Raw genomic sequence first — 22,476 nt, forward strand, 5'->3', positions numbered from 1 at the left:
GTTTAAAATCCCAACTATAACGTTATAATTACTTATTTAGAAAGATTCTTCATGAAAATAGAGGTAAAAACTTACTTGTTTTCTAACATCAAATTTCGACTTTGTTAAAGAAAAGATCTTTAAATGTTAATAATTCATTATTTTGATGTAAAATTGATTTTTTGGCAAAAACAAGCAGTGAAAATCGTTTTTTAGCAATAATAATTTTTGAAAAGGCTTGTTCTATTAAATTTTTTTTAATTATCGCCTTTAATGCTTAAATTTGCCTCAAAAAAAATAAATCCGCTTTTATTATGAATATTTATCAGGATTACATTCAAGAAATTGAAGAAAGAAAAAATCTAGGGCTACACCCTAAACCAATTGATGGAGCTGAATTATTAAGCGAAATCATTTCCCAAATTAAAGATGCAGATAACGCCAATCGCGAAGACTCTCTTAAGTTTTTTATTTACAATACATTACCTGGTACTACAAGTGCTGCAGGTGAAAAAGCAAAGTTTTTAAAAGAAATTATTCTTGGTCAATCGGTAGTAAAAGAAATCACTCCAGCTTTTGCTTTTGAGTTGCTTTCACACATGAAAGGTGGGCCATCAATTGAAGTATTGCTTGACTTGGCTTTAGGTAATGATACTGCTATCGCAGAAGAAGCGGCAAAAGTATTGAAGACCCAAGTTTTCCTTTACGAAGCAGATACAGATCGTTTGGTAGAGGCATTCAAAAATGATAATGCAATTGCAAAAGAAATCCTTGAAAGTTATGCTCAAGCTGAGTTTTTTACAAAACTTCCAGCCGTAGCAGACGAAGTTAAAGTAGTTACTTTTATTGCTGGTGAAGGGGATATCTCAACAGATTTACTTTCTCCAGGAAACCAAGCTCACTCTCGTTCAGATCGTGAACTTCATGGTCAGTGCATGATTACTCCTCAGGCGCAACAAGAAATTAAAGCATTACAAGCACAGCACCCAGATAAAAGTGTAATGCTAATTGCTGAAAAAGGAACAATGGGAGTTGGTTCTTCTAGAATGTCAGGTGTAAACAACGTAGCACTTTGGACAGGAAAGCAAGCAAGTCCATATATTCCATTCGTTAATATCGCTCCAATTGTTGGAGGAACAAACGGAATTTCTCCAATTTTCTTAACAACAGTTGATGTTACTGGTGGTATTGGTTTAGACCTTAAAAACTGGGTAAAGAAAGTTGATGCAGAAGGTAACGTTATTCGTAATGAAAATGATGAGCCAATTTTAGAGCAAGCATATTCTGTTGCTACAGGAACGGTTCTTACTATAAATATTAAAGAGAAAAAGCTTTATAACGGAGATCAGGAATTGATTGATATTTCTAAAGCATTTACTCCTCAAAAAATGGAATTTATCAAAGCGGGCGGTTCTTATGCTATCGTATTTGGTAAAAAACTTCAAACATTGGCTGCCAAAGTTTTAAATGTTGAAGCTCCTCTTGTTTACGCTCCATCAAAAGAGGTTTCTCATGAAGGACAAGGTCTTACTGCAGTAGAGAAAATCTTTAACAAAAATGCAGTTGGTATTGCGCCAGGTAAAGTATTACACGCTGGTTCTGACGTTCGTGTAGAAGTAAATATTGTAGGTTCTCAAGATACTACAGGTCTAATGACTGCTCAGGAATTAGAATCTATGGCTGCTACAGTAATTTCTCCAATTGTTGATGGTGCTTACCAATCTGGTTGTCACACTGCTTCGGTTTGGGATAAAAAAGCGCAAGCAAATATTCCTAAATTGATGAAATTCATGAACGATTTCGGTTTAATCACAGCTCGTGACCCGAAAGGAGTTTATCATTCAATGACAGACGTAATCCACAAAGTACTTAATGATATTACTATTGATGAATGGGCTATCATCATTGGTGGTGACTCTCATACAAGAATGTCAAAAGGTGTTGCTTTTGGTGCTGACTCAGGAACTGTTGCTCTTGCATTGGCTACTGGAGAAGCTTCAATGCCAATTCCAGAGTCTGTAAAAGTTACTTTCAAAGGAGATATGAAAGGGTACATGGACTTCCGTGATGTGGTTCATGCTACTCAGGCGCAAATGCTTCACCAATTTGGAGGAGAAAATGTTTTCCAAGGTAGAATTATTGAGGTTCATATTGGAACATTAACTGCTGACCAAGCGTTTACATTTACTGACTGGACTGCTGAAATGAAAGCAAAAGCGTCTATTTGTATTTCTGAAGATGATACTTTAATCGAATCATTGGAAATTGCTAAAGGCAGAATCCAAATCATGATCGATAAAGGAATGGATAATGAGAAACACGTTCTTCAAGGATTGATCAATAAAGCAGATAAGAGAATTACTGAAATTAAATCTGCAGAGAAACCAGCTTTAACTCCAGATGCAAATGCTAAATATTATGCTGAAGTTGTAGTTGATTTGGATCAAATTGCTGAGCCAATGATTGCTGACCCAGATGTTAATAATAAAGACGTTTCTAAACGTTATACTCACGATACCATCAGACCATTATCTTTCTATGGTGGAGAGAAAAAAGTAGATCTTGGATTTATTGGTTCTTGTATGGTTCACAAAGGAGATATGAAAATCCTTGCTCAAATGTTGAAAAACGTAGAGGCACAAACAGGAAAAGTAGAATTTAATGCTCCTCTTGTAGTTGCTCCTCCAACTTATAACATTGTTGATGAGTTAAAAGCTGAAGGTGACTGGGAAGTTTTACAAAAATACTCAGGTTTCGAATTTGACGATAACGCTCCTAAAGGTGCAGCTCGTACAGAATACGAAAACATGTTATACTTAGAGCGTCCAGGATGTAACCTTTGTATGGGTAACCAAGAAAAAGCAGCTAAAGGAGATACAGTAATGGCGACATCTACTCGTTTATTCCAAGGAAGAGTTGTAGAAGATAAAGAAGGTAAAAAAGGAGAATCATTACTTTCTTCTACTCCAGTTGTTGTTCTTTCTACAATCTTAGGTAGAACTCCGACAATGGAAGAATACACTGCTGCGGTAGATGGTATCAACTTAACGAAGTTCGCACCTTCTAACAAACAATTAGTTATGTAATCGAAAGATTATTTAATAATATCTTTAAAGCCCGAGTCGTAAAACTCGGGCTTTTTTAGTAATAATTGTTCTATTTTTTGTAACTTGTCATGTTCAAAAAAGAATAATAAAAACAAAAAATCTATGGCTTTTGATATCGAAATGATTAAAAAAGTGTACGAAAACATGCCAAGTCGCGTTGATAAAGCGCGCGAGATTGTTGGTCGTCCGCTTACTTTAACAGAGAAAATTTTATACAATCACCTTTGGGATGGAAATCCTACGAAGGCGTTTGGAAGAGGAATTGATTACGTTGATTTTGCACCCGATCGCGTAGCTTGTCAAGACGCAACTGCACAAATGGCATTATTACAGTTTATGCACGCTGGTAAATCTAAAGTGGCGGTTCCAACAACGGTTCACTGTGATCACCTAATTCAGGCAAAAGTAGATGCTGTAACCGATTTGGCAAGAGCAAAAACACAGAGTAATGAGGTTTTTGACTTCTTATCTTCTGTTTCTAATAAATACGGAATTGGTTTCTGGAAGCCAGGAGCTGGAATTATTCACCAAGTTGTACTTGAAAATTATGCATTTCCTGGCGGAATGATGATTGGTACCGATTCTCATACTGTAAATGCAGGCGGTTTAGGAATGGTGGCAATTGGTGTTGGTGGAGCAGATGCTGTAGATGTTATGTCTGGAATGGCTTGGGAACTTAAGTTTCCTAAATTGATCGGAGTTAAATTAACCGGTAAATTATCGGGATGGACGGCTCCAAAAGATGTTATTCTTAAAGTAGCAGGAATTCTTACTGTAAAAGGTGGTACTGGAGCTATTGTAGAATATTTTGGTGAAGGTGCAACAGCTATGTCTTGTACAGGTAAAGGAACAATTTGTAATATGGGAGCTGAGATTGGAGCTACAACCTCAACTTTTGGTTACGATGATTCAATGAGCCGTTACTTGCGTTCGACAAATAGAGCAGAAGTAGCTGATGCTGCAGATAAAATTGCTTCTTACTTAACAGGAGATCCAGAGGTATATGCAGATCCAGAAAAATATTTTGATCAAGTTATCGAAATAGACTTATCTACATTAGAACCACATTTAAATGGTCCTTTTACTCCAGATTTAGCTACTCCAATTTCTAAAATGAAAGATGAAGCAGTTAAAAATAATTGGCCATTACAAATTCAAGTTGGTCTAATAGGTTCTTGTACAAACTCTTCTTATGAAGATATTTCTCGTGCAGCTTCATTGGCAAGACAAGTTGCCGATAAAAATTTAAAAACAAAATCACAGTTTACAATCACTCCAGGTTCTGAAGTAGTTCGTTCTACAATCGAAAGAGATGGATTTATTGATACTTTCCATAAAATTGGTGCAACAGTTTTTGCAAATGCTTGCGGACCATGTATTGGTATGTGGGATAGAGAAGGAGCGGAAAAAGAAGAAAGAAATACCATTGTGCACTCTTTCAATCGTAACTTCTCAAAACGTGCAGATGGTAACCCAAATACTTTGGCCTTTGTAGGATCGCCAGAATTGGTAACAGCCTTGGCTATTGCGGGTGATTTAAGTTTTAATCCATTGACAGATAAATTAATCAACGAAGATGGAGAAGAGGTAATGCTTGACGAGCCAACAGGAGATGAACTTCCTGCTAAAGGCTTCTATGCTGAAGATCCAGGTTTTCAAGCTCCAGCGGAAGATGGTTCAAGTGTTCAAGTAGTGGTTAATCCAGCTTCAGAGCGTTTACAATTATTAGCTCCATTTGATGCTTGGGATGGTAAAAATATTACTGGTGCTAAATTGTTAATTAAAGCATTCGGAAAATGTACTACAGACCACATTTCTATGGCTGGGCCTTGGTTGCGTTTCCGTGGGCACTTAGATAATATTTCAAACAATATGCTGATCGGAGCAGTTAATGCCTACAATCAAAAAACAAATTCGGTTAAAAATCAATTGACTGGAGAATATGATGCTGTTCCTGCTGTAGCTCGTTCATATAAAGCGGCTGGAGTTCCGTCTATCGTAGTGGGAGATCATAACTATGGAGAAGGTTCTTCTCGTGAGCATGCGGCTATGGAACCACGTTTCTTAGGAGTTAAAGCGGTATTGGTGAAATCTTTCGCTCGTATTCATGAAACAAATCTTAAAAAACAAGGTCTTTTAGGATTGACATTTGCAAACGAAGCGGATTACGATAAAATCCAAGAAGATGATACCATTAACTTCTTAGATTTAACAGAATTTGCTCCGGGCAAACCATTAACATTAGAATTTGTTCATGCAGATGGTACAAAAGATATTATCTTGGCAAACCATACTTACAACGCAGGTCAAATTGGCTGGTTTGTTGCGGGTTCTGCATTAAATTTAATTGCAGCTGGAAAAGCTTAATATTTTAAATTTAATATAATGTAAAAGCCCTGTGAAAACAGGGCTTTTGTTTTTTACAAACAATATGTTGATGCGATTAGTTTTTGTTTGCTAAACTATCTTGTGATAGAACTCTAATTCGGTAAGGTCTTGTGGTCTCAAATTCATCTATAGAAATGCTGTATGTTTTTGATGAAGGAGATGCGTAGTAATTGCTGAAATCGTATCCTCCAATGATATATAATTTGTCATTAATAAAGTGCATTGCAGCACATTTTAGTTCAAGATTAATATAAAATTCTTTAATTAGTTTTGATTTTGTATTGTAAACAAACAGTTTTCCGTCTTCAAATAGGTAAATAGTGTCGTCATTGTATGTAACTGCAGGATTTTCGAGTCGGCAAAGTAAAGTTGCTTCCTTTTTCCAGCTTTCATTTGTTAAATCGAAACTCTGAATCTCAGAAAAACTTCTATTGTCGGAATTGCCAATTGTAAAAATTTTGTCCTCAATCAAAACTCCGCTTACTTCTTGGGCTACAGGCATTTTTGCTAATTCATACCATAGGCCAGAAGTTAAATTGTACAGATGCACTTTATCTGTGAAAATTTTTGCACCTTTTACAGTTGATTTTATTGATCCACCCATTACAATAATGTTGTCCTTGTAGGTGAAGGAAGCAAAGTTTACGGCTTTATGTGGATTTGTTTTGTCAATTGCAATTTGATTTGTGTTAAGGTCAAAAACTTCAATTTCATTATCTAGAAATTCATGTTTTTTATTGCCTAGAGGCCCTCTTTTTCCTCCCAAAACATACAGTGTGTTATTGTAAAAATTTATACTATGGTAAGCTCGTTTTTTTAATTTCTGATTTGATTTCTCCCATACATCTGTTTTTGGATCATAAATAAGGAGATCTCCCTTGTAAAAAACTTTACCTTGATCGCCTCCAATCTCTTGAAGATATTTGTTTAAAAAAATAGGATCATTAAATCTAGTAGGATCACCGCCACCAATATCTTTTGATTTTATAGTAGTTAAAACATTCCATTGTTCACTATTGTCACCTCCAACAACATAAATTTTACCATTTACTGCTACAGATCCAAAAGAATAAATGCCGTACTCTAAAGGTGATAATTTGGTGAAGTCAAGTTTCGATTTTAATTTTGACCACCTATTATCAGTTATGGTTACATTTTTTAAAGTTTCAACATCTTCTTCAAGAGAGATAATATAATTTGACTTTTTTAAATCTGTAATCGCAATTTTTGTTGTGATGAATCCGATATGAGAAACCTGAAGAGTGTCATTTGGATTTATTTTATTATTCAATGAAAACTCTCCTTTTTTATTGGTTAAAGTTCCAATATGAGTACGCAATAAATAGATATTGGTGTCTTCTATTGGTAAGTTTGTCGCTTGAGATTTAACAATTCCACTTACTGTTTGTGCATTTGTAATAAAAGGTAGTAAAACGATAATATACAGTAGTTTTTTCACGGTAAATAAGTTTTGTCTTGGATTAAATTCTTTAAAAAAGTCTCTTAAAACTGAGGATTGTAGTGGCTTATTTGAAGTAGATTTATTATTAAATTTTTTCAGTTCCAATGTAATAAAATAGACTTTCAGTTAAAAATCAAAGTTTATTTCTATTTTTAAAATAAGACATAAAAAAATGCCCTGTTTTTTGCAGAGCATTTTTATCATGAGTTAGTTTCTTTGAGCAACATTATTTTGAGATAAAATTCTAATACGGTTTGGTGCGGTAGTGTCAAATTCGTCAATAGAAATACTGTACACTTTTGATGAGGGAATTTTCATGAACGAACCAAATGAATAGCCTCCAAGAATATACAATTTGTTGTCTATAAGATGCATGGTGGCATCTCTTAATTGAAGATCAACAAAGTATTCTTTAATCTGTTTTGATTTTGTATTGTAGATTGAAAGCTTCCCATCTTCAAAAAGGTAAATATCATCAACATTGTAAGCAATTGCTGGATTTTCTAGATGAGAAATTAAAGTTGCTTCGTTTTTCCAAGTTTCATTTGTTAAATCAAAACTCTGAATCTCAGATAGGCTTTTGTTGTCATTATTTCCAACGGTAAAAATTTTATCGCCAATCAAAACTCCTTTTACTTCTTTGGCCACCGGCATTTTTTCTAGCTCATACCATAATCCAGAAGTGATGTTGTACATATGCACTTTGTCTGTAAAAGTTTTTTCTCCCTTTTCAGTCTTTTTTGTAGAGCCGCCCATAACAATAATATTGTCTTTATAGACAAAAGAAGCAAAGTCTGCAGCCATATGAGGATTGGTTTTGTCAATGGTAATCGAATTTTTATTAATGTCAAAAACTTCAATTTCGTTTTCCAGATATTCAAATCTTTGGTTTGTAGACATTCTTTTTCCTCCTAAAACATAAAGTGTATTTTTGTAACAATTTACGTTATGATAAGCTCTTCTTTTGAATTTTGTATTTGATTTCTCCCATACATCTGTTTTAGGATCGTAAATAAGCAAGTCTTCTCTGTAAATTTTTTTGGCGACTTGCATTTGAAGTAATTGTAGATATTTTTTTTGGAAGTTAGGATCGTTGTCATAGCTTATGCTTCTTTCCTTTAAAATCTTTAGTACATTCTCTTCTTCGCTGATGTCACCGCCTATAATATAAATTTTGTCATTTACAACTGCCGAACCAAAAGAATACAGAACATTATTTAAAGATTCAAGCTTAGTAAAGTCAAGTTGAGATTTTAATTTCGCCTGACGATTGGTGATCTCTACATTGTTAAGAGTTTCGATATCTTCTTTAAGTGAAATAATAAAATTAGATTTTTTAAAATCGGCAATTGCAATTTTTGTCGAGATATATCCAATATGTGATACCTGAAGCGTGTCGCTTGCTTTTGCTTTGCTTAAAGAAAACTCTCCAATGTCATTGGTTATGGTTCCTATTTGAGCTCGTAATGCATATATGTTTGCATCTTCGATTGGTAAATTAGTAGTTTCAGATTTAACAATTCCGCTTATTGTTTGCGCATTTGTAATAAAAGGCAGTAAAATGACAATGTAGAGTAGTTTTTTCACAATATTAGGCTTTAGTTTGGTTAGAAATTTTTAAAAAGGCTGTTTTTTATAAAAAACTGCTTTTCAAAAAGTTGGCTCAATTTTTATGCCGAGGCTGTTAATTTGAGGTAAAATAATTGTTAAAAATACCGATTTTTTTACTTTAAAAAGTTAAATTCGCTTTTTAGGCAATATATTTGCTTTTTTTGAGTTGAAATAAATGTATAATTTAAAAAAGTGTAAAAACTTTAATAAGAGAGTATGATTTATCGGTTAATAATAGTGTTGTTTTTTTTCAGTGTTGGAGCTTTTGCGCAGGATAATTTCATTAAGCATAAGATCTCAAAAGGAGAAAATCTTTCTGTTATTGCTAAAAAATATGGAGTGAAGGTAAAAGATATTGCAGATGCAAACCCGAATGCTCCTAAGGTATTAAAGCTAAATTCAACACTTTTAATTCCCAATAAAAATAAAAGTACTGCAAAAATAAAGTCAAAAAATGACGAAGTTGCAGTAAACGAGACTCCTCTTAATACTTCTGGAACTCACGAAGTAGCCTCAAAAGAAACGCTTTGGGGAATTTCTAAAAAATATAATGTTTCTGTTGATGATCTAAAGAAAGCAAATCCATCTCTGGAAACCGAAGGCTTAAAAATAGGACAGCAAATTATTATTCCTTCTAATAATATAGCTTCAATTAATGAAAAGCCAGTAGAAACAGCTACTGAAGTGGTTTCGACAGATGTGGAGCTTTATAGAGAAGTAAAAGCTAAAGAAACAAAATATGGCATTTCTAAAGAATATGGCATCACAGTTGCAGAATTAGAACGTCAGAATCCGTCAATTAAAGGAAAAGTTCCTGTTGGGTATTTGTTGAAGATTCGAGTTCCAAAAGAAAAAGCAGATGCGATTCAGTCTGCAAAAGCATTACAAGATAATAATTCACAAATAGATACTCCTTCTAATCAAGTAGCTCAAGCTGCTCCAGAAATAAAAAGAGATTCAACTTCTGTAAGGACAGGAGATTATTCTGGATTAATTGATCAGATAATAGCAAGTGCAACTGAAAATATAGGGATTAGATATAGATCTGGCGGAACAACAAAAGCAGGTTTTGACTGTTCAGGATTAATGTTCTGTACTTTTGGTAATTTTGATATTAAATTGCCGAGAAGCTCAATAGAACAATCTCGAATAGGAACAAAAGTTGCTTCAGATGAGGCTCAAAAAGGCGATTTGATTTTCTTTAGAACCAACGGCAGACGTCATATAAATCATGTAGGTATGGTTGTTGAAAATGTTGATGGTGAGATTAAATTTGTACATTCATCAACTCATGGCGGGGTTATGATTTCTTCGACAAAAGAACCATATTATACAAGAGCTTTTTCTCAAGTAAATCGCGTTTTAAATTAAGCTTCTAGAAAAGCATTTTTCAATATTTCTAATCTAAAAGGTTTAGTCCAAAAGTCAGACACATATTTGTTCTCTTTGACTTTTTTAATTTCATCGATATCTAAAGTCGAAGAAAGCACGAAAATTTCGGTTCTTTCTTTTAAATCTTCTGGTAATCTGTCAAATTCTTCCAAAAATTCAAAACCATTCATAATAGGCATTTGAATGTCTAAAAGAATAATCAAAGGGTTTTGTGGCTGATGCTTTAGTATCCAATTAATTCCTTCTCGTCCGTTATTAGCTATGTAGATAGGATTAATGTCGAGCCCTTTTTTAAGTAATTTTTTAGTGACAAATTGATCAATCAAATTGTCTTCTATAATTATAAATTGAGATTTATACGGCATATGAACTTGGTATTGTCACTATAAATTTACTTCCAACACTGCTTTCTGAAAAAACAGAAATATCTCCTTTAATATTTTCAACAGCTTCTTTTACAATATATAGGCCTAATCCTGAACCTTTATTTTTGTTTGTTCCAAAATACATGTCAAAAATATTGGCTTTATGATCGTCATGAATTCCAATTCCGTTATCTGTTACTTCAATTTTATTTAAGCCTTCGCTAAAATAGGTTCTTATGGTAATAAACATTTCTTGTTTGCTGCAATCTGCATACTTTATAGCATTAGAAAGTAGGTTGTTGATGATTATTTTTAAACGAAGACCGTCACTTTCAATCTGATCTACTAAAAGTTCTTGCGTGAATTTAATTCTATTTGCATTTTCAATATGCATTAATTGAAGGATGGCTTCATTGCACAACTCTTTCAGGCTTACGGGTTCCAAGATTATTTCTTTTCTTTTGTTTTTAGAATAATCAATAATGTCGCTAATAAATTGATCCTGCCTTTCAAGACTTTGATGCATCATTTCTAGATAGTTCCGAACCTGTTGTGCATCGTCCTCCAATGCTGTTATTTCGATAAGGCCTTTTAAAGAAGTAATTGGAGATCTCAAGTCGTGAGAGGCACTGTAAACAAATCGATCCAATTCGCGATTTACAATAATCAAATTTTCATTTTTCACTTCCGTTTCTTTCTTCGAAATCAGTAGTCTTTTGACCATTATCGAATAATAAAGACAAACGCTGCAGATTATAACCAGAATAAAAAAGATGTTTGTAATAATCAGTAAGTCCTTTATTTTTCGGGTTCCTTCGCCAAGCGTATTAGAAAAATTACGTTGGTTAATGGTCAATTGGTCACTTATTGAGCTAATTTGCTTTAAGTGTTTTTTCTGATCTGTTGAGGTTAAAATATTATGTTCGATTTTTGCATTAATCTGCTGACCAATAACAAATAAATCAAAAATTAATTGATCTCCTTCTCCCCATTCTTTTATGGCTTTAGATAAAAAGCTGACATTTTTAAAATTTTCGAATAGCCAGATAAGATCATCTAGATCATCCTCGTGATTTCGGCCAATTAAAAATCCATTGCGAGCAACTTTATTGTCTCCAGCTTTCAAAAGGGTGATTCTTGCAATACCATCTCCTTGCGGTACTTTTAATTCTTCAAGAAACAATTTCCATTGTGTATGGTTTTTGGTAAATAAATAGGTGATTAAATGTCTTGATGCATCTTTTTGTCCTTTCGAATAATGTGATTCCCCGTTTACATAAGCTCTATTGGCAGATAAGATTTTAATTGTAAAAAAATTGATGCAGATTAGCAATGCACACGAAATAAAAACGATTAAAATAAGGATGAAAACATTTGGGAAACGAAAGTTTTTTAAAGCTTGCAGTTTAGACATAATCTTAAAATTAGTAGGTTAATGAAAAAGTGCCTTTTGCGTTTTTTGTCAGTATGAATAAATAATTATTTGGGGAAATTAATTTATATTAAACATTAAACACTTGTTAAGGTATTTCGCTCTTTGTAAATGCTTTTATAATGATAATCTCAAATATAGTAAAATTTATCTTATGGTTTTAAGAAAAAAAAAAGATACGAAACAAAAATATTTCCATTCTAATTAATTTTGTTTAAGTGTTTGGTAGTTAATTCGTTGTGCTTTTTTGAAGGCTTTTTTATTGGAATATTGTTGAAAGAAAGCAACTTTTGATTTCAATTTTGAAGTGAAAAAACGAATTTATAAGGTATCAAAATAAACAAAAACAATTCTTATTTTTGTTTAAAGATTAAGGGCTGACTCAGTGAATCGTCTCTTTAAAATTTAGCGTAAATAATCAATCGTCTAAAGGCATAGATTGAAGGAACTGAAGGGAAATAAGCATCTATTCTTTTCTTAAATTCTGTTGTTAAAGCAGTAAATTCCTGCTCATTCAATCTTTCTTGATAAACAGTTAAGGCAGAACCCGAAATGAACTCAAAAAAGTCATCTTTTTTAGTAGAAATAATAGGATAAACTTTCTCATACAGAACCAAATCTGTACCGCCATTTTCAAAAAGGATTTTAGCATATTCATCTAAAGTCAATACTGGTGAAGGGCGTGTCCAGTTTTTAAGATACGATGCAAAGGGCTCTTCCTGCACCAATTGAAAAAGTATTTTATTGAGGATATTTTCATTTTGCTGCGGCATCTGAACAGCCAGCTGTCCGCCTGGATTGATACGCGATATAATTTTTGGGAAAAGCTCGTAATGATTGTCAATCCATTGTAATGCGGCGTTTGAAAAAATCAAATCCCATTTGGTTTCATCAGCAATCTGTTCTAAAATGGTTTTGTCTTTAAACTCAAGATTTTCTTGTGTTGGAGCTTTCGCCAGCATTTCAGCAGAATTATCGATACCCAAAACAAATGGATTGGTAAGTTTTTGATATAATTTTTGGGTAAGTTCACCCGTCCCGCATCCAAGGTCTATAACTTTCAGATTGGGTTTGTAAATAATATGACTTGTAAGATCATGAAAAGGTTTAGAACGTTCTTCTTTAAATTCGTTGTATTTTTTTGGATCCCAAGTCATGATGCTGTTTTTATTTAAAATTAAGGAAAATTTCTAACGCTTCAAAACCAAGGAAAAAAGATTGTTCTGTTGTTTTTCAATTTAAAATTGAAAAACTCATTTAAAGTTATTCTAATTCATGCCAAAAATGACCACAGCCGTTTTTGCATTCTGTATTTCTTCTTTCTGTATCTGTAATTTTAAAAATCCAAAGTAAAGAGGTTATTATTTTTTTATGTTCATTTTCTGGCATTGAAGCCAATTTATAGAAAGCAATTTTAGTGGAGAAACTTTTTAAGATTATAATTGGCGTGAAAGTTGGTTTTAGAGGAATACTATTTATTGCTCTTTGATACGCTTCTGAATTATAATCTGTTTTGTTTGGAATAGAATTGATAATATAGTTATGTAGAGTATTAAAAAGCTCTTTAAAACTATAATCTTCTTCTAGCAAAATATGCAACCCAAGATGAAAATCTAATTTATCTTGGGCGATTTTATTGATTATTTCTTCTGTCTTTTTCAAAAAAATATTAAAGTTTTAGGGAATAAACAAATTAAGATACATAATCCATATTCAATTTATTACTATTTGCAAATTCTACAGACATTGGATCTGGAAAAACATTGAACTTATTTAAGTTAATATCATTGCAAATATTTTGAACTAATTCGGAAGGTGAAATTTTATCATAATTTACGTCTGATGACATATTAGAGTCCACATATCCAGGATATATTCCAAAAACTTTAATTCCATATAGAGCAAGGTCTTCTCTTATAGATTGAGTAAAAATATGAGTAGCTGTCTTTGAAGCACAATATGTTGAAAGTCTTTTTATAACGCATAAACTTGCAACTGATAAAATATTTATAATTGCAGCATTAAAATTTAATTTTAAAACAGGTAATAATTCATTAGTAAGATTTACAACACCAAGATAATTTACATTCATTTCTAATTGAGCATACTCATAAGCTTTTATATTTAAAAAATCTGACTTTAATTCTATTCCAGCATTATTAATTAAGATATTAATATCTTTATGAGCAGAGCAAAATTCCTTGATATGATTTGTATTTGTTACATCTAAAATAAATGGAAAAAGAGTCTCTGAATGATGAGATGCGAGTAATGATAATTTATCAATATTCAGTCCTGTAATATATATTTTGTGAACATTTTGATTTAGTAATTCATCTATAAACGCTTGGCCAATATCGCCATCAGCGCCAGTTAAAAGTACAGTAGCATTGTTAAATAAGTTCATAACAGTAAATTTTAAATTAAACGGGTAAAAATACTACAAATTTTAATTTTAAAAAGCTTTTTATAAGAGTCTTTTACAATAATCTAAAATCACTGATCTAAAATCAAACATTTCCAAAAAAAGTATATCTTTAGCCAACCTAAACCAATAAAAATGCAAGAAAACGACCAAGAACATTTTAAAAGAGAACTCGGCCTCTTAGACGGAACCATGCTTGTGGTTGGCTCTATGATCGGATCCGGAATATTTATTGTAAGCGCCGATATAGCCCGACAAGTGGGTTCGGCGGGATGGCTTACATTGATCTGGCTTTTGTCCGGATTTATTACTGTTGTCGCAGCAGTTAGTTACGGCGAATTGAGTGCGATGTTCCCAAAAGCAGGAGGACAATATGTGTACCTGAAAGAAGCTTATAATAAGCTGATTGCCTTTTTATACGGCTGGAGTTTTTTTGCGGTTATTCAAACTGGAACTATCGCGGCAGTAGGAGTGGCTTTTTCAAAATTTGCAGCTTATTTGTATGAGCCGTTAAGTGATGAAAATATTCTTTACGAATTGGGCGCTTTTAAACTGAATGCAGCGCAGCTAGTTTCGATTTTAACCATTATCATTCTGACTTTTATTAATAGTCGTGGAGTAAAAAACGGAAAAATTCTACAGACTGTTTTAACCATAATTAAAATTTTATCGCTTCTTGGATTAGTCATTTTTGGATTAACGCTTGCCGCCAAAGCTTCTGTTTGGGATGCAAACTGGGCAGACGGATGGAGTACAAAAACATTTGACAAAGAAAGCGGTTCATGGCTTCCAATTAGCGGAACGGCTTTAATTTCTGGAATTTCGGCAGCAATGGTTGGATCATTGTTTTCTAGCGATGCTTGGAACGGTGTGACTTTTATCGCTGGTGAAATTAAAAATCCGAAGCGAAATGTTGGTCTTAGCCTGTTTCTAGGAACGTTTATTGTTACTTGTCTTTATGTTGTGACAAATTTGATGTATTTGGCTGTAATTCCGTTTGACGAAATTGCAACAGCAAAGTTTGATCGTGTTGCAGTTGTAGCTTCAGATTATATTTTTGGAAATATAGGAGCTTTGATTATCGCAATTATGATTATGATTTCGACTTTTGCCTGCAACAACGGATTAATTATGGCTGGAGCAAGAGTTTATTATACAATGGCAAAAGATGGTTTGTTTTTCAAAAAAGCTGCTGTTTTAAATAGTTCGAGTGTTCCTGCTTGGGCGCTTTGGGCGCAATGTGTTTGGGCTTCGGCTTTATGCCTAACAGGGAAATATGGCGATTTATTAGATTTTGTAATTATCATTGTACTGATTTTTTACATTCTGACAATTTACGGAATTTTTATTCTAAGAAAAAAAATGCCAGATGTAGAAAGACCTTATAAAGCTTTTGGATATCCGTTTTTGCCAATGGTATATATTATTGTAGCATCAGCAATTTGCGTTTCGTTATTAATTACAAAATTTTCAACCTGCGGCTGGGGAGTATTAATTATGCTAACTGGAATTCCAGTTTACTATTTAACAAAACCTAGCGAATAATATTTTCTATTTGAAGTTGAAAAACTATCTAAATAAAAAAGCATCTTGATCAATTTCAAGATGCTTTTTTGTTTAAGGTATGTGCGGTTTACTAATTGGATAAATCGTTATTAATTTTTTCTTCTGTTGGTCTTAGAAAAAGAAGATAGATAATGAGAAGAATTCCGAATAGTATAAAATCGGGTTTAAGAAATAAAATAATAAAAGCAGCGCCTTCCAAAACTGCCCATCGCATAATTGAAGCTGTTTGATAGATAGGCAATTTGTCTTCAAGTTTTAGCTTTGGGTCAATCTGTTTTAATTGCGCTTTAAATAATATACTACTCAAAACAAAGGCTAGAACAGGAATTGCAAGATATATTATGGAAGCAGAATCAACAGTAGGAACTTGTAGTGTTTCTAGCGAAATATCGCCCACAATAAAATAAGCGATAATGGTTCCTGCGCAAATGCCAAGATGGATAATTTGTAAAGCTTTGATTTTTTCGGTCATAATTTGGTTTAGATTTGAGGTTGATTATGCAATTTAAGATTAATTCTTTTTAAATCAATTATTTATGTTTCAGTTTTATTAAACTGCTAAGTTTGCAAACAAAAAAAAGACACTATAATTAGTGTCTTTTAAATGTAAATAATCGTTGAAAACTCTAGTTATATGGTAACTGGTTCATCAACAGATTTTATAGTTGAATTAATAATAGACAAAGTAAGCGGATCGGTTTCTCCAGAGAAGAAAGCGTCCAAAATTTCCTGAAATATCGGATTTGCATTTTCAACCAAAGAAAATAAAGTCATGCATGAACGCAATTTTCGAGCATCTAAATCTCCCAAAATTCCGTCAGCCGATTTCATTTTAAAGGTCAAAAACAACTCTGAAATTTCGATTAAATGTTTTCCCAAAATTGGATGTTCCAAATAATCTTTAGCTTCTTTTAAATCATTAATGGCATAAAGATTTGCAGTATCGCTTTTTCCTAAGCCTTTTATTTGCGGGAAAATAAACCACATCCAGTGTGTTTCTTTTTTCCCTTTACTGATTTCAGAAAGAGCGGTAAGATAAAGTTTGTTCTGTGCGTCTAAGAAACGCGCTAAATCATTGTTCGAATAAGCCATTACGGTATTGTATTTTAAAAAAGGTTGCAAAAATAGTAAAAAAGATAGGTTTTGCCTAGTAAAAGGTTCATATAGTGCATGTTTTAACTTTTTAAAGAAGGAATATCTTACGTTGTTTTGAGTAAAAATTACTTCTTTTTAAAGATTCAATGCTATAAAAATCAAAGATTTCGATTGGTTCTTCTAAAGGTAAGATTGATCCTTGGCAAAACATCACGAGCCGTTTTTGGAACTTGATGTTGCCAAAAACTATTAGTAGTTCCAGCCATCAATAAAAAAGATCCATGATGAAGCGGAATCTCAATTGGCGGAATTTCTTTTCTGAATTTATGGCGAAGTTTAAACATTCTCGTTTCTCCAAAAGTAACGGAAGCAATAATAGGATTTGGTCCTGTATTATGTTCTTTATCGCTATGCCAACCTACGCCATCATTTCCGTCTCGGTATAAATTCAATAATACAGTATTAAAATCAAGCTGTGTTTCTTTTTCTACACGGCCTCTAATTTTTAACAATTCATAAGTCCAATCAGGTCCGTTTGGATCTGCGCCAGGATTATCTTTATCTTCATACCAAGAAATCATTCGCGGAACGGTATAGGTTTTATCGTAAATCTCCATTTCATATTCCCTCCATTTGGTTTTGCGAAGTATTCTTTCGTAAAAAGCATCAGATTCTTCTTTGGTGAAAAAGTTATCGATTAAAATTAATTCAGAATCTGGAATGTCAAATACTTTTTTCCCTCCCAAACCTGTAGTAAATAATTCGGTGTCGCTAAATAGTGTCATAATTCAGATTTTAGTTTTACAGCTCTATTTTTTATTGGTTTAGGAAATGAAAAGTTGTTTGTTAAAGAATATTTTTCTCGGATGTTTTTCTGCGTAAGCAAAAATTAACTGTTCAATATATTGATTGCTTTTATAAGGGGTAACATAATTTTTTACTTCATCAGAATCGTTGATGGCAACATCTCTCGGAATGTAGCCCATTCCATGAAAATGACCATTTTCGATCCAAATGCAGCTTCTTTCGTCTCTAGAACGTCCTTTGTCTATAATGGCAAAACTTGGTCTGTTATTCAATAAAAATTCAATAGCATTGTCAACTTGTTCGTTATGAAATGAAACGTCTGGCAAATCTCTTGTATCATTATTTTGGAAAAACTCGCCTTCTTCGGGTCTTGTATATTTGCAAAAACGATGATCGATTTCAAAATGCTCGGCTAGAGTACGCAATAAATTAATGCCATCGTAGTGACTATTAAATTCATGAATACAAGTCTGAAATTTGCTCAATTTACCAACTGCCAAATATTTATAACCATTTCGGGCTTCGTATTGATAAATGCCAAATTTGGCTTCAAAACGTTTTAAAGCTCTGTTGTAAGTGGGCCAAAGTTTTTTGATTTCGGTGCATTCTAAAAGAAGCGCCATGAGTTCGGTAGCGCAGACTTCAAAAGAAATTCCGTGAATATCTCTTAAAAAATGCTGTCTTTGCGGTTTGATATTGTTTCCTGTAAAATGAGAAGTGACACGCTTTTTTAAGTTGATTGCTTTTCCAACATAAATCACTTTTTTGGCCTGATTATAAAAATAATACACTCCTGGTTTGTCTGGTAAATTATTAAAATCTTCTTGTGGTAAATTGGGTGGCAAACGCTGATCTTGTGCTGTTTTCTTGATCATTTTATCTATTTCTCCAGCATCGTCCCATTCCAATAAAAGCGAAAATAAAAGAGCAGTAGCATCGGCATCTCCGCCAGCACGGTGCCTGTTTTCTAAAGATATATTTAAAGAATTGCACAGATTTCCTAAACTATAAGAGCCCAATCCAGGTTTGATTTTTCGAGCTGCACGAACTGTACAAAGCTTTTTTGCCGACCATTTAAAACCCGCTTGCTCCAGTTGATGATGAACGAACGAATAATCAAAGTTCACGTTGTGCGCAACAAAAACACGATCGGTAAGCATTTCCAAAACTTTCTCTGAAATAGCATCAAAAATGGGCGCATTGGCTACCATTTCGTTGTTAATTCCTGTCAATCCAAAAATAGAAGGGGGTATGTCCTGCTCAGGATTTACAAGTGTTTCATAACGATCCAATACATTTGTACCGTCATGAATAATAATGGCAATTTCTGTAATACGGCTTCCACTGGCATTTCCGCCTGTGGTTTCGATATCGACTATGGCATATTCTTGCTTCTTCATTTGTGTATAACGTAAGTTGTTCTTTAGTTATTTTTTTAGTGTTCAGTGTTCAGAATTTAGTGTTCAGTTTTCAGTCTCAGTTTTCAGTCACAATGTTCAGTATTCTGAATACCGTGACTTCATGTCCTTACGGATAAGGCTTATATCTTCTTTCTTCATTATTTGTATAACTTAAGTTTTTCTTTAGTTATTTCTATTTTTTAATCTCGCAAAATCGCAAAGCATTTTCTTTTTTTAAGTTTTTTAAAATTAAACTTTGCGCTTTTGCGTCTTTGCGAGCAATTTTTGGCATTTAGTAAAAATTAGTATTCAGTCAAAATGTTCAGTATTCTGAATACCGCAACTGAAAACTGAAAACTGAGACTCAACACTAAATTCTGAACACTGAACACTAAAATTTCATTCGATGTCTCGGAAGATTAATTTCATGTCCTTGCGGATAAGGCGCTCGATGCGTTAAACTAACATCTTCCTTTATTTGATTTTGTGTTCTGTATTGATCTTTAGAATCCATATATCGTGGATCTGGAATAAAAGGCATTTTGGCCATTTTGAGAATCGTAATGGTCGGAAAATGATAGTCGACCTCAACATTTCCTAACAAAAGATAACAGCCTCCACCCTGAAAAGGATGTTTTGCAAGACTATCTGGAAAATGTGCCGTATCAAAATAAGTGCCTTCATGATCGATCCAAGTTCCAAAATACATCGAACCTTTTTTGGTCGGGACATGTTTTCTGGAAATGAGATAGGCAAGCATTCTAACTTGTCTTTTATGGTATTTTACTAAATCTTTTGCCATAATATCACCTCTATGTTTGGTTTGTAAAAGATCGAAAACCGTACAAGAAACAGGAAAACTCAGCAATTCGATTTCATCAAAAGCATCTTCAAAAACAGAACGTTCCAGAACAGGTAATTTGAATTCTTTTACCGGTTCTTGCAAAAGCATCAAATTTCGATTTTCGGGTTTAAAATTGTTCAAAAGCAAACTCGCACTAATCAAAAGCTGATTTTTTGTTTTTCCTGTAAAACGAAAAGCACCAATAAAAATGAGAACTTTAACGCCTTCAATTCCAATTGGAATGCGATTGATGAAATTTTCCAGAGAAAGGTAATCTCCGTTTTTATCTCTTTCTGATGCTATTAAATTCGCAATTTTAGATTCTAAACTCTGCAAGTGCATAAACCCTAAATAAATATCGGTTCCGTACAAAGTCGTTTGATATTCGCTTTTATTCACACACGGATTATGAACGGTTCCGCCCGACATTCTAGCTTCGTGCACATAAACTTCGGTTCTATAAAATCCGCCTTGGTTATTAATTACCGCTGTCATAAATTCTACAGGATAATTAACTTTCAGGTACAAACTCTGATAGCTCTCAACAGCATAAGAAGCCGAATGCGCCTTGCAGAAAGAATAGCCCGCAAAAGACTCAATCTGGCGGTAAATTTCCTGACTCAAAGTTTCAGGATGCCCTTTTTGAGCACAGCTCGCAAAGAAATTATCTTTTACTTTTTGCAACGCTTCCAAAGATCTTCCTTTTCCCGACATGGCACGACGAAGAATATCGCCATCAGGAGCGGGAAGTCCGCCGTAATGCTGGGCAATTTTTATCACATCTTCCTGATACACCATAATGCCATATGTTTCGCCAAGATGTTCTCTAAAAACCTCATGAAAATATTCAAACTGATTTGGATTATTATGACGAAAAATATACTCTTTCATCATTCCAGATTGTGCAACTCCAGGACGAATAATAGACGAAGCCGCCACCAGAATTTTATAATTATCACAATTCAATCGGCGTAATAATCCACGCATCGCGGGACTTTCGATATAAAAACAGCCAATTGTGTCTCCTTTTGCCAAATAAGAATTGCAAACCGCTTCATCTTTAGAAATAGAAGTATTGCGAATGTCTACTTTTAGACCTCTATTTTTTTCAATCAATTTTACGCTATCATCAATATGTCCGATACCGCGCTGGCTTAGAATGTCGAATTTGTCAAAACCGATTTCTTCGGCAATATGCATATCAAAAAGCACAATTGGAAAACCTTTTGGAGGCATTTCCAAAGGTGTGTAATTGGTAATTGGTTCTTCAGAAATAATAATTCCACACGCATGCATACTGCGCTGGTTGGGATATTTCTGCATCATAAAACCATATTCTTGAACCAATTTCACAATCTTATTTGTGGGATGAAGTTCTTCTGGATTTTTTGCCAATACATCTAATTCTTCTTTCGGAAGACCAAAAACTTTTCCGACTTCCCTGAAAATAGAACGGTATTTAAACTCCACATTGGTTCCGCAGAAAGCAACATGATCTCGGCCGTATTTTCCGAATATATATTCTAAAATTACATTACGTTCCTGCCAGCTCCAATCTATGTCAAAATCGGGTGGAGTTTTACGGTTAAGATTTAAAAAACGTTCAAAATACAAATCGAGTTCTATAGGACAGATATCAGTAATTCCGAGGCAATAGGCTATTATGCTGTTGGCACCGCTTCCGCGACCAATGTGCATAAATCCTTGACTATTGCTGTATTGAATAATATCCCAGGTAATTAAGAAATAGGCACTAAATTTTAATTCGTCAATAACTTTCAGTTCTTTTTCGACACGTGCTTTTGCTATTGTATTTTCTTTTCCATAACGACGTTCAAAACCTTCTAGAGCTAATCCAGTAAGCATTTTTATATCTTCTTCACGGCTTTTGGTAAAGAATTTTTTGTTTTGTGGAACACCAAATTCATATTGAAAATTACATTCGACAATGATGCGTTGTGTGTTTGAAATGATTTCAGGATATTTTTCATAGAAAGGCAAAAGTGCTTCCAATGGTTTTATAAAATCAGAAGTTTTGCAATAATCAGCTTCTGTAAGTTTCGATAAAATAATATTCGTATCAACTGCACGTAGTACTTTATGCAGATTATATTCTTTTTTACTGCTAAAAGTTACGGGCTGTAAAACCACCATTTTGGCAATTTTGTTTTTATGTTTAGAGGTTAAAAGGCCTGAAACTTCTTCGGTACGAACTCCAATAAATTCATTTTCATGAAGCGTTTCAGGAGCATTTTCTAAAGTATAAATTACAAAAGCCTCCTTAAATTCAGGAGCTCGTAAAGGCAAAGTTTCTCCGCTGAAATTATACTCAGTTAAAAAATGATTCATTTCAGCTAATCCTTTGGCATTTTTAGCTAAACCAATATATCGAAATTGATGATTACAGCGAAATTCCATTCCCACCAAAGGCTTGATTTCGTTTTTCTCACAATCTCTTATAAAATCATAAATCCCAGTTACAGTATTAATATCTGTCAATGCCATTGCTTTTACGCCACAAGAAATAGCCTGCTCGATCAATTTATCGAGTGGAATCGTGCCATAACGCAGAGAATGAAAAGAATGACAATTGAGATACATGT

Annotated in this window: 16 protein-coding genes; 4 read left to right on the top strand and 12 right to left on the bottom strand. The window is 33.5% G+C overall.

Annotated features, from left to right (window positions below):
* The first annotated feature begins 293 nt into the window (after positions 1-293).
* Together ACFO3N_RS23165 and ACFO3N_RS23170 are read left to right on the top strand one after the other, a co-directional pair.
* Complete coding sequence (locus ACFO3N_RS23165) at positions 294-3,065, top strand: bifunctional aconitate hydratase 2/2-methylisocitrate dehydratase (protein ID WP_379801234.1); 2,772 nt, start codon at positions 294-296, stop codon at positions 3,063-3,065.
* A gap of 123 nt (positions 3,066-3,188) precedes the next feature.
* The gene (locus ACFO3N_RS23170) at positions 3,189-5,453 is read left to right on the top strand and encodes an aconitate hydratase (protein WP_379801236.1); all 2,265 of its coding nucleotides are present in this window, start codon (positions 3,189-3,191) and stop codon (positions 5,451-5,453) included.
* Between the two features lie 76 nt (positions 5,454-5,529).
* Here ACFO3N_RS23170 and ACFO3N_RS23175 read toward each other — a convergent pair whose 3' ends face one another.
* Together ACFO3N_RS23175 and ACFO3N_RS23180 are read right to left on the bottom strand one after the other, a co-directional pair.
* A complete protein-coding gene (locus tag ACFO3N_RS23175; protein ID WP_379801238.1) occupies positions 5,530-6,933 on the bottom strand; it encodes a Kelch repeat-containing protein in 1,404 nt (467 codons plus the stop codon).
* Between the two features lie 210 nt (positions 6,934-7,143).
* Positions 7,144-8,523 (bottom strand): Kelch repeat-containing protein, encoded by a 1,380-nt coding sequence (locus ACFO3N_RS23180; RefSeq protein ID WP_379801241.1) that lies wholly within the window; start codon positions 8,521-8,523, stop codon positions 7,144-7,146.
* A 240-nt stretch (positions 8,524-8,763) separates the two neighbouring features.
* Here ACFO3N_RS23180 and ACFO3N_RS23185 point away from each other — a divergent pair, with 240 nt between their 5' ends.
* Entirely contained in the window at positions 8,764-9,918 is a 1,155-nt protein-coding gene (locus ACFO3N_RS23185; RefSeq protein WP_379801243.1) for a C40 family peptidase, read from the top strand.
* Here the strand turns inward: ACFO3N_RS23185 and ACFO3N_RS23190 are convergent.
* The 5 genes from ACFO3N_RS23190 to ACFO3N_RS23210 form a co-directional block, all read right to left on the bottom strand.
* Positions 9,915-10,304: a response regulator gene (locus tag ACFO3N_RS23190; protein ID WP_379801245.1), complete on the bottom strand. Its 390-nt coding sequence runs from the start codon at positions 10,302-10,304 to the stop codon at positions 9,915-9,917. The two genes, ACFO3N_RS23185 and ACFO3N_RS23190, sit on opposite strands and share 4 nt — an antisense overlap.
* The gene (locus ACFO3N_RS23195) at positions 10,294-11,718 is read right to left on the bottom strand and encodes a sensor histidine kinase (protein ID WP_379801246.1); all 1,425 of its coding nucleotides are present in this window, start codon (positions 11,716-11,718) and stop codon (positions 10,294-10,296) included. Before ACFO3N_RS23195 ends, ACFO3N_RS23190 begins: the two co-directional genes overlap by 11 nt.
* A 416-nt stretch (positions 11,719-12,134) precedes the next feature.
* On the bottom strand, positions 12,135-12,893 hold the full coding sequence (locus tag ACFO3N_RS23200) for a methyltransferase domain-containing protein (RefSeq protein WP_379801248.1): 759 nt from the start codon (positions 12,891-12,893) through the stop codon (positions 12,135-12,137).
* A gap of 106 nt (positions 12,894-12,999) precedes the next feature.
* Positions 13,000-13,398 (bottom strand): DUF5958 family protein, encoded by a 399-nt coding sequence (locus tag ACFO3N_RS23205; protein ID WP_379801249.1) that lies wholly within the window; start codon positions 13,396-13,398, stop codon positions 13,000-13,002.
* 31 nt (positions 13,399-13,429) lie between these two features.
* Positions 13,430-14,143, bottom strand: a complete 714-nt coding sequence (locus ACFO3N_RS23210; protein ID WP_379801251.1) for an SDR family NAD(P)-dependent oxidoreductase — start codon at positions 14,141-14,143, stop codon at positions 13,430-13,432.
* Between the two features lie 153 nt (positions 14,144-14,296).
* Here ACFO3N_RS23210 and ACFO3N_RS23215 point away from each other — a divergent pair, with 153 nt between their 5' ends.
* Positions 14,297-15,706, top strand: a complete 1,410-nt coding sequence (locus ACFO3N_RS23215; RefSeq protein WP_250833858.1) for an APC family permease — start codon at positions 14,297-14,299, stop codon at positions 15,704-15,706.
* Between the two features lie 91 nt (positions 15,707-15,797).
* Here the strand turns inward: ACFO3N_RS23215 and ACFO3N_RS23220 are convergent, their stop codons facing one another.
* The 5 genes from ACFO3N_RS23220 to ACFO3N_RS23240 all read right to left on the bottom strand — a co-directional run bounded on the left by ACFO3N_RS23220 (position 15,798) and on the right by ACFO3N_RS23240 (position 22,474).
* Complete coding sequence (locus ACFO3N_RS23220) at positions 15,798-16,199, bottom strand: MFS transporter (RefSeq protein ID WP_379801253.1); 402 nt, start codon at positions 16,197-16,199, stop codon at positions 15,798-15,800.
* Positions 16,200-16,357: 158 nt separating this feature from the next.
* A complete protein-coding gene (locus ACFO3N_RS23225; protein WP_379801255.1) occupies positions 16,358-16,819 on the bottom strand; it encodes a DUF1810 domain-containing protein in 462 nt (153 codons plus the stop codon).
* Positions 16,820-16,980: 161 nt separating this feature from the next.
* The gene (locus tag ACFO3N_RS23230) at positions 16,981-17,607 is read right to left on the bottom strand and encodes an alpha-ketoglutarate-dependent dioxygenase AlkB family protein (RefSeq protein WP_379801257.1); all 627 of its coding nucleotides are present in this window, start codon (positions 17,605-17,607) and stop codon (positions 16,981-16,983) included.
* Between the two features lie 39 nt (positions 17,608-17,646).
* Positions 17,647-19,029 carry an exonuclease domain-containing protein gene (locus ACFO3N_RS23235; protein ID WP_379801258.1) on the bottom strand — a complete coding sequence of 461 codons (1,383 nt, stop codon included), beginning with the start codon at positions 19,027-19,029 and terminating at the stop codon, positions 17,647-17,649.
* A gap of 391 nt (positions 19,030-19,420) precedes the next feature.
* The gene (locus ACFO3N_RS23240; RefSeq protein ID WP_379801260.1) at positions 19,421-22,474 is read right to left on the bottom strand and encodes a DNA polymerase III subunit alpha; all 3,054 of its coding nucleotides are present in this window, start codon (positions 22,472-22,474) and stop codon (positions 19,421-19,423) included.
* Positions 22,475-22,476: the final 2 nt, after the last annotated feature.

This window comes from Flavobacterium chungangensis, assembly GCF_042654045.1.
Taxonomy (GTDB): Bacteria; Bacteroidota; Bacteroidia; order Flavobacteriales; family Flavobacteriaceae; genus Flavobacterium; species Flavobacterium chungangensis.

Bases quoted from the DNA above. Each gene is read 5' to 3' on its own strand.
- ACFO3N_RS23165 (WP_379801234.1), top strand. From the start codon at position 294: ATGAATATTTATCAGGATTACATTCAAGAAATTGAAGAAAGAAAAAAT.
- ACFO3N_RS23170 (WP_379801236.1), top strand. From the start codon at position 3,189: ATGGCTTTTGATATCGAAATGATTAAAAAAGTGTACGAAAACATGCCA.
- ACFO3N_RS23185 (WP_379801243.1), top strand. From the start codon at position 8,764: ATGATTTATCGGTTAATAATAGTGTTGTTTTTTTTCAGTGTTGGAGCT.
- ACFO3N_RS23190 (WP_379801245.1), bottom strand. From the start codon at position 10,304: ATGCCGTATAAATCTCAATTTATAATTATAGAAGACAATTTGATTGAT.
- ACFO3N_RS23195 (WP_379801246.1), bottom strand. From the start codon at position 11,718: ATGTCTAAACTGCAAGCTTTAAAAAACTTTCGTTTCCCAAATGTTTTC.
- ACFO3N_RS23200 (WP_379801248.1), bottom strand. From the start codon at position 12,893: ATGACTTGGGATCCAAAAAAATACAACGAATTTAAAGAAGAACGTTCT.
- ACFO3N_RS23210 (WP_379801251.1), bottom strand. From the start codon at position 14,143: ATGAACTTATTTAACAATGCTACTGTACTTTTAACTGGCGCTGATGGC.
- ACFO3N_RS23215 (WP_250833858.1), top strand. From the start codon at position 14,297: ATGCAAGAAAACGACCAAGAACATTTTAAAAGAGAACTCGGCCTCTTA.
- ACFO3N_RS23220 (WP_379801253.1), bottom strand. From the start codon at position 16,199: ATGACCGAAAAAATCAAAGCTTTACAAATTATCCATCTTGGCATTTGC.
- ACFO3N_RS23225 (WP_379801255.1), bottom strand. From the start codon at position 16,819: ATGGCTTATTCGAACAATGATTTAGCGCGTTTCTTAGACGCACAGAAC.
- ACFO3N_RS23230 (WP_379801257.1), bottom strand. From the start codon at position 17,607: ATGACACTATTTAGCGACACCGAATTATTTACTACAGGTTTGGGAGGG.
- ACFO3N_RS23235 (WP_379801258.1), bottom strand. From the start codon at position 19,029: ATGAAGAAGCAAGAATATGCCATAGTCGATATCGAAACCACAGGCGGA.
- ACFO3N_RS23240 (WP_379801260.1), bottom strand. From the start codon at position 22,474: ATGTATCTCAATTGTCATTCTTTTCATTCTCTGCGTTATGGCACGATT.